Genomic DNA, 16,054 nt, shown 5'->3' on the forward strand with positions numbered 1-16,054 from the left:
CCCTGGCGGCGCACCGCGCGTTGTCGAAGCTGGCGCATGCGCGTTGCGGGCGCTCCACAGCAGGCGTCAGGCGGCGCAGGGCGCGGCGCTTTGCGCCAGCCAGGCCATGAAGTGCGCCTGCGGCATGGGGCGGGCGAAGTAAAAGCCCTGCAATTCATCGCAGCCGGCGTGGCGCAGCACGTCGGCATCGGCCGCGCTTTCCACGCCCTCGGCGGTGACCGTCAAGCCCAGGGTATGGCCAAGGCCGATGATGGTTTTCGTCACGGCCAGGTTTTGCGGCGAACCGTGGATGTCCTGCACGAAGCTCATGTCGATCTTCAGCTTGTCGAGCGGGAAGCGGCACAGGTAGTTCAGGCTCGAATAGCCGGTGCCGAAGTCGTCGATCGACAGCGCAAATCCCAGCGCCTTGATGGCGTGCAGGGTGGCGATGGTGTCGTCCACGTTGTCCATCAGGATCGATTCGGTCAGTTCGAATTCGATCCGTCCGGGCGTGACGGGAAACTCGCGCAGCACCTCGCGCAAGGTGGCCACCAGGCCGCCGCTTTTCAGCTGGATGGCCGACAGGTTGATCGACACGGCGATGTCGCCCGCGCCCGCTTCGCGCCAGGCCACCTGCTGGCGGCACGCTTCGCGGATGACCCACGCGCCGATGGGAACGATCAGGCCCGATTCCTCGGCGGCGGGAATGAAGCTGTCGGGCGCGATCAGGCCATGCTGCGGATGCTGCCAGCGGATCAGGCTTTCCACGCCATTCAGGCGGCTGCTCCTGGCATCGATGCGCGGCTGGTAGTACAGCACCAGTTCCTGCCGCTCGATGGCGTGCCGCAGATCGCTTTCCGGTGCAGCTGCTGCAACTGCTGCTCCTGCATCTGCGGCGTGAACATGCGCGCATGATCGCGTCCGCCGCTCTTGGCCTGGTACATGGCCGCATCGGCGTGGCGCATCAGGGTATCCATGTCGTCGCCGTGGTCCGGATAGATGGCCACGCCCACGCTGCACGAGACATACAGCTCGTTGCCTGCCACCTGGTGCGGCTCGCGCATGGCCGGTATCAATCGCGTGTCGAGCAGGGCGCCGATGGCATCTGCGTCGCCGGCGCCGTTGAGGATGACGACGAATTCATCGCCGCCCAGGCGGCTGACGGTATCACCTTCGCGCACCAGCTGCAGCAGGCGCTTAGAGACCGATTGCAGCAGGGCGTCGCCCACGTGGTGGCCCAGCGCGTCGTTGACGTGCTTGAAGCGGTCCAGGTCGATGAACAGCACCCCCACCTTTTCGCCGCTGCGGCGCGCCTGCGCGATGGCGGCCGCCAGGCGCAGTTTCGACACGTGGCGGTTGGCCAGTCCCGTGAGCGCGTCGTGGTGGGCCATGTGCTCGATCTGCCGCTCGCTGGCCTTGCGTTCGCTGATGTCGAGCGAACTGGCGATGAAATGCGTGGTGACGCCATCGAGGCCGCGCACGGCGTTCATCACCAGCCAGGCCGGATAGCTTTCCATCGACTTGCGCTGCACCGAGATTTCGCCCTGCCAGTAGCCGCGCCGCGCCAGGGTCCGGCGCAGGCTGTCGAGCTGCCCGGGAGGGTTGTCGGGCGCGAGCAGGAAGGCGGGGCGCTTGCCGATCAGCTCCACCATGTCGTACAGCGAATGGCGGCGGAAGGCCTGGTTGACGGTGATGATGCGCATGCCGGCGTCCATCACGATCAGGCTTTCGGCCGAGGCCTCGAAGACCTTGGCCCACAGTTCCAGGCGCGACTCCATCAGCTTCATCTTGTTGATCGGCGTGAAGGTCGACAGCACGGCGCGCTGGCCCTGGTAGTCGATCAGGCGCGCGGAAATCAGGGCCCAGGTGGGCGTGCCGCCGCCGCTCCAGCACACCTCGAATTCGTCGACGGCGCCCAGGTCGCTCAAGCGCTGGAAGAAGCGCGAACGGGCTTGCGGGTGCATGCCGCCCACCCACGGATCGAGTTCCAGGCCTCCCTGCCACGCGTGCGCGGCCTGGTTCGCGTGCAGCACCTGGTGATGGGGGATCGAGGTGACCATCAGCGGGATGGGAATGGCGTCGACCAGCTGGCGCTGCGCATCGGCCGCGCTGGCGCGCGCCACCAGGTCCTGCTGCGCCATGCGCTGGAAGTCGAGCTGCTGCAGCATGGTGTTGAAGGCGCGCACCAGGCGCCCCGTTTCATCCTCGCTGTCCCAGACGGCGCGCAGGCTATGGTCGCCCGTTTCGCGCACTTCCTGCGCCACGCGCGCCAGGCGCCGGATGGGCAGGGCGATCTGGCGCGCGACGAAAAACACCAGGCCCAGTATCATCGCCAGCAGCAGCACGGCCGTGCCCAGGTGCAGCCACATGCGCGTGAAAAAGCCATCCACGCGCAGCTGGATCAGGCGCTGCAATTCGTTGCCGGCATCGCGCCATGCCAGGCGCAGCGCGGCGAGGACCACCGTGTCGCGGCGCAGCAGTTCCCGCGCGCCGGCGGGGCTGGCTTGCACGCCTGCCAGCGCCTGGCTACTGGCGCGCAACTGCGCCACGGCGTGCTGCAGGCCCGCGCGAGAACCGTCGAGATGCTGGCGCAGCAGCGGCGTGCTGGCCGCGAACGCCTCCGTGTAGTCGCTGCCGATGCCGCCCATGGTGGCATCCATGCGCCCTTCGAGGATCAGGAACTGGGTCTGCAGGCGCTGGCGCTGCGCGCCTTCGGCCGTCGCCAGTTGCAGGGCCAGGGCGCGCGTGCTGTTGATCAATTCCAACAGTTCGGGAAAGCGCAGGATCACCAGCGACATCGTGTAGTAGCTGTCCAGGTCCGGGTCGAGGATCAGGTTCGACTGGTTGCCCACGCGCGTGAGCAGCGCGCGCCCGGCCACAAAGGCGGGCGAGGGCGCGATGCCGGCGTCCGGCGCGGCGGAAGTATGGCCGGCCTGGCGCAGCAGGGCGGCAAATTGCGCATTCAGTTCGGCGCTGTGCATGCCTGCGCCGAAGCGGCGTTCGGCCTGTTCCACGGCCGCGGCTTGCGCGCCCGGCGGCAGCAGGGCATCGCGGATGGCGGCGATGTAGTCATTGCCTGCCATCTCCTTGCGCGAGAAATCGATGGCGAGGTATTTTTCGTTGATGAGGATGCCGGAAATGAAGATGACGGCGGACAGGTCGAGCAAATAGATCAGCGCCAGTTTGCGCCCCACCGTCAATTTTCCGATCATGCGCGAGATTTTGCCCAGCATGCGTTCCCCACCTTTTGTCAGCCCATTTATGTTTTCTTATGTGCAATTTCCATGCCTGAATTTACAAGCTTGCAAGGGGGCTTTTGCACCATGCCGGTGCGCGCAGGGAGGCGGCGCGCGCCAATAAAAAGGGCGGCCCGCAGGCCGCCCTCGTATGCCGTCAGGCTGCGCTTAGGCTTAGGCTTCGGCGACGCGCTTGGCGATGTGCGCCAGCGCTTCTTCCACCTGGTCGATCAGGATCAGGCACAGGTCGCCTTCACCGAGGCGCGCCAGGGCCTTGTCGATGGCGACGAATTCGCCGTTGATTTCATCGATATGGCTGGTGCGCTTGGCGCCGTCCAGGCCCTGGCGCAGCAATGCCACCACTTCGCCGTCGGCGCGGCCGCGCTGGCATTGGTCCTGGTACAGCAGCACGTCGTCGAAGGCGGCGCCGAGGATTTCCGTCTGCTGGCGGATGTCTTCGTCGCGGCGGTCGCCGGCGCCGCTGATGACCACCGAGCGACGCTTGGCCGGCATGCTTTCGACGGCCTGCACCAGCGCCAGGATGGCATCCGGATTGTGGCCGTAGTCGGCGATCAGGGTGGCTCCACGATAGTCGAAGACGTTGAAGCGGCCCGGCGCATTGTCGGCTTCATTGGCAAAGGTTTTCAGGCCCAGCGCGATGGTTTTCCAGTCCAGGCCCACGGCCCAGGCGGCGGCCAGCGAGGCCATGACGTTGTCGACCTGGAAGCCGATGGTGCCGTTGCGCGTGATCGGTACCTGCGACAGGGCGATTTCGTGGCGTTCCTTGCCTTGCGCGGCGACCAGCTTGCCGTCTTCCACGTAGACCACGCGGTTGCCCTGCGCGCGGTGCGTGGCCATCACCGGATGCGTCTTGTCGGCGGCGAAGAAGGTCACCGTGCCGCTGCAATTCTTGGCCATGCGCGCCACGGCCGGGTCGGTGGCGTTCAGCACGGCCACGCCGCTGTCGGCCACGTTCTGCACGATCACGCGCTTCAATACCGCCAGGTCTTCCACGGTGGTGATGTAGTTCAGGCCCAGGTGGTCGCCCGCGCCGATATTCGTCACCACGGCGACCTGGCAGCGATCAAAAGCCAGGCCTTCGCGCAGCATGCCGCCGCGCGCCGTCTCGAACACGGCCGCGTCCACGTCCGGGTGCAGCAGCACGTTGCGCGCGCTGCGCGGACCGCTGCAGTCGCCGCTGTCGATCTGGCGTCCTTCGATGTACACGCCATCCGTGTTCGTCATGCCCGTGCGCAGGCCGGATGCCGTCAGCAGGTGGGCGATCAGGCGCACGGTGGTGGTCTTGCCGTTGGTGCCCGTGACGGCGACGACGGGAATGCGGCCATCGTCGCCTTCGGCGAACATGGCGGCGATGATGGCTTCGCCGACGGGACGCGGCTTGCCGAACGACGGCGCCAGGTGCATGCGCAAACCCGGTGCGGCGTTGACTTCGACGATGCCGGCGTTCTGCTCTTCCAGCGGTTTCAGGATGCTGTCGGAAACCACGTCCACGCCGCAGATGTCCAGGCCCACCATGTGCGCGGCGGCGACGGCGCGCGCCGCCACTTCCGGATGCACGTCGACGGTGACGTCGGTGGCCGAGCCGCCCGTCGACAGGTTGGCGTTATTGCGCAAGATCACGCGCTGGCCCACGGGCGGCACGGATTCGGCCACGTAGCCCTGCTTGGCCAGGCTGGCCAGGGCGATGTCGTCGAAGCGGATTTTCGTCAGCGAGGTGGCGTGGCCGCTGCCGCGGCGCGGGTCCAGGTTGACCTGGTCGACCAGTTCGCGCACCGTGTGCTGGCCGTCGCCCACCACTTGCGGCGGGTCGCGGCGGGCCGCTGCCACCATCTTGTTGCCGATGACGAGCAAGCGGAAATCGTGGCCCGGTAGATAGCGTTCGACGAGGATGTCGTCGCGGAATTCCTGCGCCGCGAGGAAGCCGGCCGTCAGCTGTTCGCGCGTGGTGACATTGACGGTGACGCCCTTGCCCTGGTTGCCATCCTTCGGTTTCACGACGACGGGCAGGCCGATTTCGCAGGCGGCGGCCCAGGCGTCGTCCACGTCGATGGCGACGCGGCCTTGCGGCACGGGCACGCCGGCCGAGTCGAGCAGCTTCTTCGTCAGTTCCTTGTCCTGCGCGATGGCTTCGGCGATGGCGCTGGTGCCGTCCATTTCGGCGGCCTGGATCTTGCGCTGCTTGCTGCCCCAGCCGAACGTCACCAGGCTGCCTTCGGTCAGGCGGCGGAACGGGATGTTGCGCGCCACGGCGGCGTTGACGATGGCGCCCGTCGAAGGGCCCAGGCGCACGTCTTCATCGAGTTCCTGCAGCTGGTGCAGGGCGCCGGCCAGGTCGAACGGCGCATCGTCGAGCGCGGCGCGGCACAGCTGCTGCGCCAGTTCCAGGGCCAGGCGGCCGACGGCTTCTTCCGAATATTCGACGACGACCTGGAAGATGCCCGTTTCCAGGGTCGGCGTGGTGCGGCTGAAGGTGACGGGGCAGCCGGCTTGCGCCTGCAGTCCCAGCGCCGCCAGTTCCAGCACCTGCGCCATCGGCGCGGCGTTGTAATTGCCCAGCGGTTGCAGCGGGCTCAGTTGCGGAAAGCGCGCGCGCAGGCGGGCTTCGAAGCCGGGCAGCTGGGCGATGTCGAGTTCCTGCGTGGTGCAGGAAACAATGGCTTCCACGGCGGTGTCGTGGCTCCAGAGGTTAGGGCCCCGCAAGGCCCGTACGCGAGATACTTCCATAATTAAACCGTAATCCTGTTGTGTTCTTGTGGGCCCGGCCGCAGCCGGACTTGAGTCTTAATTCCCGATGCAGCCGGGGGCCGCGTCGAAGGTGCGCAGGCCGGCGCAAATCAAATCGACGGGCAGGTTCATGGCCCAGGCGGCGGCCGCGACGGCCAGCACGCTGTCGACATTGCCGGCCGTGGCCGGTTTCAGCAGGTCCAGGCACAGCAAGACCGTTTCGATGCCGCCTTCGGCCAGCACGATATGGTTGCCGCGCACGAATACGGCGCGCTGGCCGGCGGCCAGTTGCGCCGCGATGGCGGGCAGGCTGCCATCCTGGGCATACAGGGTCACCGTGCCGTCGCACAGCTCGGCCAGTTCCAGCACGTGCGCGTTGGCGGCATTGAGCACGGCCACGCCCGTTGGCACGACCACGTCAACCTGGCTGCGCACGGCCTTGTACAGGCCCGCTTCGTCCAGCACGTCGAAATCCTTGACGCTATCGAGGCTGCCCATGTCCGTGACGATGCCGACCTGGCACTTGTCGTAGGCCAGGCCTTCGGCCAGGATCATGCGGGGATTGCTCTCGAACAGGGCCGTCTGCACGGTGCGGTTGAGCAGCAGGCGCTGGCCCGCGTCCCAGTTCACGCAATCGCTGCTGACGACGCGGCGCTGGTCCAGATACATGCCTTCGCTGCAGACGGCGCCCGTGTGCAGGCCCGACAGATTGAGCAGTTTGCACAGCATGCGCACGATCAGGCTGGCACCGCGCGTGCCCGTCACGCCGATCAGCGGAATGCGGCCCGTTTCCTCTGGCGCGAACAGGTGGTCGACGATGGCCGCACCGACAGGGCGGGGCTGGCCCACGCCCGGCTTGATGTGCGCCAGCAAGCCTGGGCTGGCATTGACTTCGATGATGGCGCCGCGCTGCTCTTCCAGCGGACGCGTGATGTCGGTGGTGACCAGGTCGATGCCGGCGATGTCGAGGCCCACCACGCGCGCGGCCAGCAGGGCCGCATGCACGACGGACGGGTGCACATCGTCCGTGACGTCGATGGCCACGTTGCCGTTCGGCTGAATCAGCACTTTCTGGCCCGCCTGCGGCACGGACAGGGCGGTCATGCCCTGGCGCTGCAGTTCCAGCACGATTTCGCCCGATTCATGCGGCTTGACGGTGCCCAGCGGGAAATCCTCGCCTTCGCCGCGGCGCGGATCGGTATTGATCTGCGTGTTCACCAGTTCCAGCACGCTGGAAGTGCCGTCGCCGTCGACCCACAGGGATTCACCCTTGGCGGCCGCGATCAGTTTGTTGCCGACGACGAGCAGGCGGTGCTCATCGCCCGTGATGAAGCTTTCCACCAGCACGGCCGAGCTGTCGCCCTTGCGCGCAGCCAGTTCGTAGGCGGCCTTCACGTCGCTTTCGGTCATCAGGTTCAGCGATACGCCGCGGCCGTGGTTGCCGTCATATGGCTTGACGACGACGGGCACGCCGATGTCCTGCGCCTCTTCCCAGGCCGCTTCCGCGCTGCGCACCAGGCTGCCTTCAGGCACGCGCACGCCGCACGATTTGAGCAGGAATTTGGTCAGATCCTTGTCGCTGGCGATGCCTTCGGCAATCGCGCTGGTGCGGTCCGTTTCGGCCGTCCAGATGCGGCGCTGCGCGGCGCCGTGGCCCAGTTGCACCAGGTTGCCGTCGTTCAGGCGCAGCGACGGGATGCGGCGCTCGGTGGCGGCGTCGACGATGCTGGCCGTGCTCGGGCCCAGGCAGCGCGAGTCGACCATGTCGCGCAGGGGCGCCAGGGCCGCTTCCAGATCGTAGGCTTCATCGTTGATGGCGGCCATCAGCAGTTCGCGCGCGGCGGCCAGGGCGGCGCGGCCCACGTGCTCTTCGCGCGTGCGGAAGGCCATCTTGTAGACGCCGCGCTGGCTCGTCGAGCGCGTCTGGCCGAAGCCCGTGCGCATGCCGGCCAGGTTTTGCAGTTCCAGCACCACGTGCTCGAGGATGTGGGCCGACCACGTGCCTTCGCGCAGGCGCTCGAAAAAGCCGCCCCGTTCGCCCACGCCGCAGCGGTGTTCGATCATGCCTGGCAGCCACGCCACCAGGCGCTCGTACAGGCCGGGCAGGGTATTCGATGGATAGTCTTCCAGTTCGCCGATGTCGACCCAGGCTTCAATCACCGGGCGGTAAGTCCAGATGTTGGGGCCGCGCAAGTGGGTGACGCGGGCAAATTCGATGTTCTTCTTCTTAATCATGTAAGTGGTTTCTTGATAACAAGCCAGGCGTCTGGGCGCCAGATACTTTATGTTGGCTTTACAGAGTCTTTTCAGGCTCGTGCTTGGTTCTTTATCCCGGGTATGCGCAGTGTGCCACTTTTAGCGGCCTCTTGTCGCGTTTGCTTCTCGTATTCTGCTGGTGTTGTCATTCTAATTGTTACTAATTGTTGCCATACTTGTTATAAAGTTACCGACTCCGGGCCAAGCTGGAGCATTTGCGCAACAGCGGGCTGTTGTATACTTGCCTCGGTACCATGGCTGCGCATTTTTTTGCTCCGTTTTGCCATCATTCCTTACCGGCAGGCATCCATTCGATACAATACAGGAAATTGCCACTGGTGCATCTACCTCGCCATCGCGCAGTACACAAACATTGATCGGGCGTCTGCCCCATCCCCCAAATCCCGCCCTGAAGGGCTTGGCCTCGAGCCGGAGTATGCTTTACGATGACAACTGAACTGAGTGTTCCTGCAACAACTATTCCCCTCACATCGCTGCCGGCGCCTGTCGCAGAAGCCTGGCTGGCGGAAGTGGAGAGCAACCTTTCTCCAGGGGAGAACGTTTTAAGTAGCGTTGAGGTTGACCTCGATGCGCGATTACGTTTCACAAAAGGCATAATTGTTGTCACCGAGAAGCGTTTACTGGCCCGTTCACCGGGCGATACCACTTGGAAAAGTTGGTCTTTCCGCCACGGACTGCGCCTGACGCACCATGACCACGCCGGTGTCGGCCACCTGGAATTGTTCGACGACCACGGCCGCCTGGCTTCGTGGCGCTTCACCCTGGGACAGAACCTGCATGCGATCCGCGTGCTGGAACAGTTCGTCGAGCGCCTCGACAGCCACCTGACGGGCCAGCCCGTGCTGGAAGCGGAGCAGGAAGTGTGTCCGAGCTGCAAGGCGCCCTTGGAGCCGGAACAGGAAGAATGCCCGATCTGCGCCAAGGTGCTGCATACGCCGCCATCGACCTGGACCCTGTTCCGCCTGTGGCGCTTCGCCCACCCCTACCGTGGCCAGCTGGCGCTGGGCTTCATGCTGATGCTGCTCTCCACGGCAGCGCACATGATTCCGCCCTACCTGACGGCGCCGCTGATGGACAATGTGCTGATCCCGTATCAGAACGGCAAGCACATCGATCCTTGGCTGGTGGTGTACTACATGAGCGGCTTGCTCGGTTCGGCCCTGCTGGCCTGGCTGCTGGGCTGGGGCAAGACCTATGTGCTGGCCCTGGTGTCCGAACGCATGGGCGCCGACTTGCGCTCGGCCACGTATGAACACCTGATGAAGCTGTCGCTGGAATTCTTTGGCGGCAAGCGCACGGGCGACCTGATGGCGCGCATCGGCAGCGGCAGCGACCGCATCTGCGTCTTCCTCTCGCTGCACCTGCTCGATTTCGCTTCCGACGTGCTGATGATCATCATGACGGGCGTGATCCTGTGGTCGATGAACCCGTGGCTGGCCATCATGACCCTGGCGCCGCTGCCGTTCATCGCCTGGATGATCCACCTGGTGCGCGACCGCCTGCGCACGGGTTTTGAAAAGATCGACCGCGTGTGGAGCGAAGTGACCAACGTGCTGGCCGATACCATCCCCGGCATTCGCGTAGTCAAAGCGTTTGCGCAGGAAAAGCGCGAAGCGGCCCGCTTCCGCGACGCCAATGCGCACAACCTGGCCGTCAACGACAAGTTGAACAAGGTCTGGTCGCTGTTCTCGCCGACCGTTTCCTTCCTGACGGAGATGGGCTTGCTGGTCATCTGGTGCTTCGGCATCTGGCAATTGTCGCGCGGCGAAATCACCGTCGGCGTGCTGACCGCCTTCATCGCCTACAGCACGCGTTTCTATGGCCGTCTCGATTCGATGAGCCGCATCGTTTCCGTGACGCAGAAATCGGCTTCCGCCGCCAAGCGCATCTTCGATATCCTCGACCACGTGTCGAGCGTGCCGGAACCGGCGCAGCCTGTGAGGCTGGAGAAGGTCGAAGGCAGGATCGATTTGCGCGAAGTCGGTTTCCGTTATGGCAACCGGGCCGTCAACCGCGGCATCACCCTGAACATCAAGGCGGGCGAGATGATCGGCCTGGTGGGCCACAGCGGTTCGGGCAAGAGCACCCTGGTCAACCTGATCTGCCGTTTCTATGACGTGTCGGAAGGGGCGATCCTGCTCGACGGCGTCGACATCCGCTCGTTCGCCGTGTCCGACTACCGCCGCAATATCGGTCTGGTGCTGCAGGAGCCGTTCCTGTTCTTCGGCACCATTGCGGAAAATATCGCCTACGGCAAGCCGCACGCGACGCGCCAGGAAATCATCGCCGCCGCGCGCGCCGCGCATGCGCACGAATTCATCCTGCGCCTGCCGCAAGGCTACGATTCGATGGTGGGCGAGCGCGGTCAGGGGCTGTCCGGCGGCGAACGCCAGCGCATCTCGATCGCCCGCGCCCTGCTGATCGATCCGCGCATCCTGATCATGGATGAAGCGACATCGTCGGTGGACTCGGAAACGGAAAAAGAGATCCAGAAGGCGCTCGACAACCTGGTGCAGGGGCGCACGACGATCGCCATCGCGCACAGGCTGTCGACCCTGCACCGGGCCGACCGCCTGGTGGTGCTGGACCGGGGCCAGGTCGTCGAAGTGGGCAGTCACGATGAACTGATGGCGAAGGAGGGCGCCTATTTCCGCCTCTACGAAGCACAGGCGCGCAACAACGAACTCGCCCTGGATGACAAGGAATAAGCATGGCCAGTACAACTTTTACATTAAGCCGCGACCCCTTCGGCAAGCTGGTGATGACGGACGCGGACGGCCAGGTCTTTGAAGGCGTGGCACCCGTGCGCGCCTTCCCCATCCAGTCGCCGGACGAGGGTATTTCTCTGGTGCTGGGCAACGGCAAGGAGGTGGCGTGGATCGACCGCCTCGACGCCTTGCCGGAACCGGCGCGCAGCCTGCTGCAGGAAGAGCTGGAAGGGCGCGAATTCATGCCCGAGATCGCGCGCGTGAAAAGCGTCTCCAGCTTCGCCACGCCCTGCACCTGGTACGTCGACACGGACCGGGGCGAGACGCAGTTCGTGCTGAAAGGCGAGGAAGACATCCGCCGCATCGGCGCCGCGTCGCTGCTGATCGCCGACAACCACGGCATCCATTTCTTGATCCGCGATATGTTTAATATCGACAAGACGACGCGCAAGATTTTGGATCGATTCCTGTAAGCGTCGGACTTAGCTGAAAACCGCTGCCAGCAGCGGTTTTTTTCGTCTGCCGGGCATGAAAAAAGCCGCACAGGCGTGCGGCTTTCGAGGGTAACGCCGGCAACCCTTTTCAGGCCGCCGGCGATTGCGCTGCATTACATGAACTTATAGCCTGCGCCGATGTAGAAGTAGCGGCCGCGCACGTTGTACAGCTGGGCAAAGCCCAGGGTGCCGTACTGGTTGCCCGCGCCCATCGCGCTAAACGGTGGCATCTTGTCGAACAGGTTCTTGATGCCGGCCGTGAAGGTCAGGTTTTGCATCGCCACGTACTGGCCCGTCAGATCCACTTCCGTATGCGAAGGAATCGTGCGGGTACCCGGCTTGATTTCGTCGCGGCGCAAGTCCGAGTCGATCATGTCGCCCGTCGTGCGGATGACCAGGGAGCCGGACATATTATCCTTTTCCAGGCTGGCCGTGAACGTGTTGCGGTACTTCGGATTCATGAACGTCTTCAGCGTGCTTTGCACCGGATCGGTTTCCGTATCCTGCGTTTCCATGCGGGTGTAGACGGTGGATGCATTACGCAGCGTGAACTTGCCGAACATCGTTTGCGGCGAGGTGTAGCGCAGGTCCGTATCGAAACCGCGCACTTCGGTGGTGGCCAGGTTCTGGTTGTTCAGCAGGATGCGCGCATCGCCATTCTTGATTTCCACATTGCCGCGCTCGATCGCCTTGGTTTCCGTCAGGGTGCCGATCTCGTTCTTCTTGTCGATCTTGAAGTAATCGATGCTGACCGTCAGCGAGTTCACTGGCGAGAACACCATGCCCAGGTTGTAGGTCTTGCCCGTTTCAGGTTTCAAGTCCTTGTTGGAGCCGGAGACCTGGTAGTAGGAGAAGTTGGTGCAATTGCCGGAAATCGAAGGGAAGGCATTGCAGATTTCCTTGTCGTTCGTCGTATAGGCACCCGCATCGACGCCGCCATACATCTGTTTCAGCGATGGCGCCAGGTAGCTGCCCGCATACGAACCGCGGAACATCAGGTTGTTCAGCGGCTGATAGCGCAAGGCCAGTTTCGGGCTGGTCTTGCTGCCGACATTCGAGATGTCGTCATAGCGCAGGGCGACCTGCGCTTCGACGTTTTTCAGGAAGGGAATCGACAGTTCGCCGAAGATGCCCTTGGAATTGCGGTCCGCCTTCACGGAGGCTTGCTGGATGCTGCCGAAGACCAGGCCATCGATCTGGTTCTGGTCGGGTTGGTCGCTCAGCGTTTCCTTGTTGTACGACACGCCGACGGCGTAGGCCATCGCACCGCCTGCCAGGTCCATGATCGGCGCCGATGCCTTGGCGTTGAAGAAGGTCAGTTCCGACTTGCCGGCGCGCGTAGGCGTGAGGCGAATCTTGTCGACGGCGGCCTGCGGGTTGTCGGTGCGGGTCGGGTTGATCGAACCATTGGCGATCGCTTCGTTGAACAGGTCGTAGTGTGCGTAGTTCGAATCGCGGTTGGTGGCCTTGCTCACGCCCTTGCCGATGGCGACGTCCCAGTCGATGCCGCGCGTCGTGCCTTCCAGCCCCGTCGAGAACTGGGTCATCGTGCCCTTGCGGTTGGTCTGGCGCGGACCCATTTGCATGAAGCGGCCGGCGACGGTCTGGTTGCCGACCTTGAAGTTGCCTGGCGCAGGCTGGGACGAAAAGTCGTCCTTGCTTTCGGAATAGGTAAATTCCGCGAATGCGCGGATGCTGTCGCTGATCTTCAGGCTGCCGATCAACATGCCACTGGCGCGGTCGGCGCCGTTGGTGGAGGTCAGCAAGGTCTTGTTGACGTCGAAACGGCAGGAGCCGTCGCTCAAATCGTCCGGTGGGCATGGCACCAGAGTGCCGCCGCCGGCGATATTGCCGCTAGGATGGAAGCCGCTGCGGCCATCCGGACCGCCAAAGCGGCGGAAGTCGGCCGAACGGGTCAGCTCGCGGTCCTTGCGGTAGATCGGATCGCGCTTGAATACGTCGACCGTGGCCAGCACGTTGAAGCCCTGGGTGTCATAGTCGCCAAAACCGTACACGAGGTTGGCGGTCTTTTCCTTGGCATCCGAGCGCGAGCTTTGGCCATAGCTGGCTTTCGCTTCCAGGCCCTGGTAGTTCTTTTTGGTGATGAAGTTCATCACGCCGGCAACCGCATCGGCGCCATAAATGGCCGAACCGCCATCCTTCAGGATTTCGATGCGTTCCAGCGCGCTCAGCGGGATGGCGTTGACGTCGACCGCGGCGCCCGCGCCCGAACCGTCAGCCAGCGCATTGGTCGGCAGGCGGCGGCCGTTCAAGAGGATCAGCACGTTGCGTTCGCTCAAGCCGCGCATCTTGATGTTGGTGGTGCCGGAGCCGGAAGGCGAGCTGGCGCTCAGTTCACCCTGGTCATTGATGTCGATGGAGGCCAGATTCTTGATCAATTCGGCAACGCTGGTGGCACCCGTGCGTTCGATATCTTTCTTGCTGTAAATTTCCACCGGCGCGGCCGTTTCGGCATCCACGCGCTTGATGGCGGAACCGGTGACGACCACGCGCTGCAATTTCTCGTCAGCCTTGGCATCCTGCGCTTGGGCGGCCTGGTGCATGAAGCCGGCGCCCATCATCAAGGTGCCCGCAAACATCATGCGCAAGGATTTGCTTAATTTCTTTTCGATCATTGTCTATCCTCCAACTAGGAAACTTTAGTTTCCTTAGGGTTTTATTTAGCTATTTGAAATTATTTTCAAAATGACCATGTTTTCAAATTTAATATTTTAAATTTGCAATTCATCAGACCATTTTTTGAACTTGACTGTCAAGAACTGCCGAGTATTTGTGCGTGTGCACAGCGAAAGTCAGAATGATCGTGGATGAATTTTATTTATGGTTGGCAGTAAAGCATTAAATTTCAATTGTTAAATAAATTAAATTTGCCATCTGGGAAAATGATCGTTGAAAGTTTGGTATTCGCCGCTTGCCTGTCTAGACAGCTGTTGTTTTTTTGTGACGACATTTGCGCCGGTTTAAGCAGGGGCGCGGCAGGGCAGGGACGGGGCGGCGGGCCAAAAAAGCCGCCCGGGGGGCGGCTGGCTTAGGGGGCGGCGCAGTTTACTGAAACGCCACTTCCGCAAAGCTGCGCAATTTGCGGCTGTGCAGCCGGTCCACGCCCTGGCGGCGCAGCAGTTCCACGGCGCGGATGCCGATGCGCAGATGCTGGTCGACCCGTTCGCGGTAGAAGTGGTTCGCCATGCCGGGCAGCTTGATTTCGCCGTGCAGCGGCTTGTCGCTCACGCACAGCAGGGTGCCGTACGGGACGCGGAAACGGAAGCCGTTGGCGGCGATCGTCGCGCTCTCCATGTCCAGCGCGATGGCGCGGCTCTGGCTGAAGCGGCGCTCCGGCGTACGCTGCGGCAGCAGTTCCCAGTTGCGGTTGTCCGTGCTGGCCACGGTCCCCGTGCGCATGATGTGTTTCAGGTCGTGTCCCGTGAGCTGGGTGATTTCCGCCACGGCCGTTTGCAGCGCCTGCTGGATTTCCGCCAGCGGCGGGATCGGCACCCACAGCGGCAAATCCTCGTCGAGCACGTGGTCTTCGCGCACATACGCATGCGCCAGCACGTAGTCGCCCAGGCTTTGCGTGGTGCGCAAGCCGGCGCAATGACCGAGCATCAGCCAGGCATGCGGGCGCAGCACGGCGATATGGTCGGTGATGGTCTTGGCATTGGCCGGTCCCACGCCGATATTGACCATGGTGATGCCGCTGCCGTCCGCGCGCAGCAGGTGGTAGGCGGGCATCTGCGGCAAACGCGGCGGCGCGGCGCCCAGCGCATCTTCGCTTTCCACCGTCTGGCCGACCCGGCGCGTGACCACGTTGCCCGGTTCGACAAAGGCGACGTAGCCGTCGTCGTCCGATGGCGCGGCGGCGTCGGGCGCGCGGTCCATCATGGCGTGGCCCAGGCGGATGAATTCGTCGATGTAGAACTGGTAATTGGTAAACAGGACGAAGTTCTGGAAGTGCTGCGGCGACGTGCCGCTGTAATGGCGCAGGCGCTGCAGCGAGTAGTCGACGCGCGGTCCCGTGAACAGGGCCAGCGGCTGCGCTTCGCCGTGCGCCGGTTCGTGCGTGCCGTTGGCGATGCCGTCGTCCATGGCCGACAGGTCGGGCAGGTCGAACAGGTCGCGCATGGCCAGGCGGCGGCCCGCATCCATATTGCCTTCGATATGGTCATGCTCGGCGAACGAGAAATGCACGGGGATGGGCTGGGCGCTCACGCCCACTTCCAGGTGGACCTTCTGGCCGCTGTTATGGTTTTTCAGCAGCAGCGTGAACTGGTCCAGGTAGTAATCGCCGAACAGGTCGGGGCGCGTCAGCGTGGTTTCAAACACGCCGGGGCCGGCGACGAAGCCGTAGGCCAGCGGCGAATCGGCGCGCGCCACGGTGTCGGTCTGGATGCGCACGAAGGGGTAGCAGGCGCGCACCCGCTCGTGCATGTCTTCGCCGGCGACAAAGCGCTGCAGCGCGTCGCGCAGGTGTTCGATGCTGCTGCGGTAAATGGCTTGCACCTGTTCCAACGCCAGGCGCGGATCGTCGAAGCGGGAGGAGGCGATGAAGGGGGCGTAAGCAAGCGGATTCTCCTTGTGGCGGTTCGTGCATACCATT

Annotated in this window: 8 protein-coding genes; 2 read left to right on the plus strand and 6 right to left on the minus strand. The window is 63.7% G+C overall.

The features are described from left to right. Positions 1–66: 66 nt before the first annotated feature. The 4 genes from ACRHIG_RS10665 to ACRHIG_RS10680 all read right to left on the minus strand — a co-directional run bounded on the left by ACRHIG_RS10665 (position 67) and on the right by ACRHIG_RS10680 (position 8,195). Entirely contained in the window at positions 67–798 is a 732-nt protein-coding gene (locus ACRHIG_RS10665) for a putative bifunctional diguanylate cyclase/phosphodiesterase (protein WP_489630148.1), read from the minus strand. Then, a complete protein-coding gene (locus tag ACRHIG_RS10670) occupies positions 753–3,212 on the minus strand; it encodes a diguanylate cyclase domain-containing protein (RefSeq protein WP_489630149.1) in 2,460 nt (819 codons plus the stop codon). The genes ACRHIG_RS10665 and ACRHIG_RS10670 overlap by 46 nt, the downstream gene beginning before the upstream one ends. 177 nt (positions 3,213–3,389) lie before the next feature. Further along, positions 3,390–5,960 (minus strand): cyanophycin synthetase, encoded by a 2,571-nt coding sequence (cphA, locus tag ACRHIG_RS10675; RefSeq protein WP_489630150.1) that lies wholly within the window; start codon positions 5,958–5,960, stop codon positions 3,390–3,392. Between the two features lie 57 nt (positions 5,961–6,017). Beyond that, positions 6,018–8,195: a cyanophycin synthetase gene (locus ACRHIG_RS10680; RefSeq protein WP_475415616.1), complete on the minus strand. Its 2,178-nt coding sequence runs from the start codon at positions 8,193–8,195 to the stop codon at positions 6,018–6,020. A 467-nt stretch (positions 8,196–8,662) separates the two neighbouring features. Here ACRHIG_RS10680 and ACRHIG_RS10685 point away from each other — a divergent pair, with 467 nt between their 5' ends. Together ACRHIG_RS10685 and ACRHIG_RS10690 are read left to right on the plus strand one after the other, a co-directional pair. Next, positions 8,663–10,945: a cyanophycin metabolism-associated ABC transporter gene (locus ACRHIG_RS10685; RefSeq protein ID WP_489630151.1), complete on the plus strand. Its 2,283-nt coding sequence runs from the start codon at positions 8,663–8,665 to the stop codon at positions 10,943–10,945. 2 nt (positions 10,946–10,947) lie between these two features. After that, the gene (locus tag ACRHIG_RS10690) at positions 10,948–11,418 is read left to right on the plus strand and encodes a cyanophycin metabolism-associated DUF1854 family protein (RefSeq protein WP_475415614.1); all 471 of its coding nucleotides are present in this window, start codon (positions 10,948–10,950) and stop codon (positions 11,416–11,418) included. Positions 11,419–11,552: 134 nt separating this feature from the next. On the opposite strand, the gene ACRHIG_RS10695 is transcribed toward ACRHIG_RS10690, so the two are convergent. After that, a complete protein-coding gene (locus ACRHIG_RS10695) occupies positions 11,553–14,075 on the minus strand; it encodes a TonB-dependent receptor (protein WP_489630152.1) in 2,523 nt (840 codons plus the stop codon). Positions 14,076–14,505: 430 nt separating this feature from the next. Then, positions 14,506–16,053, minus strand: coding sequence for an AMP nucleosidase (locus tag ACRHIG_RS10700; protein ID WP_489630153.1), 1,548 nt, complete (start codon positions 16,051–16,053; stop codon positions 14,506–14,508). Position 16,054 lies beyond the last annotated feature (1 nt).

Source organism: Janthinobacterium sp. C22 (assembly GCF_057919405.1).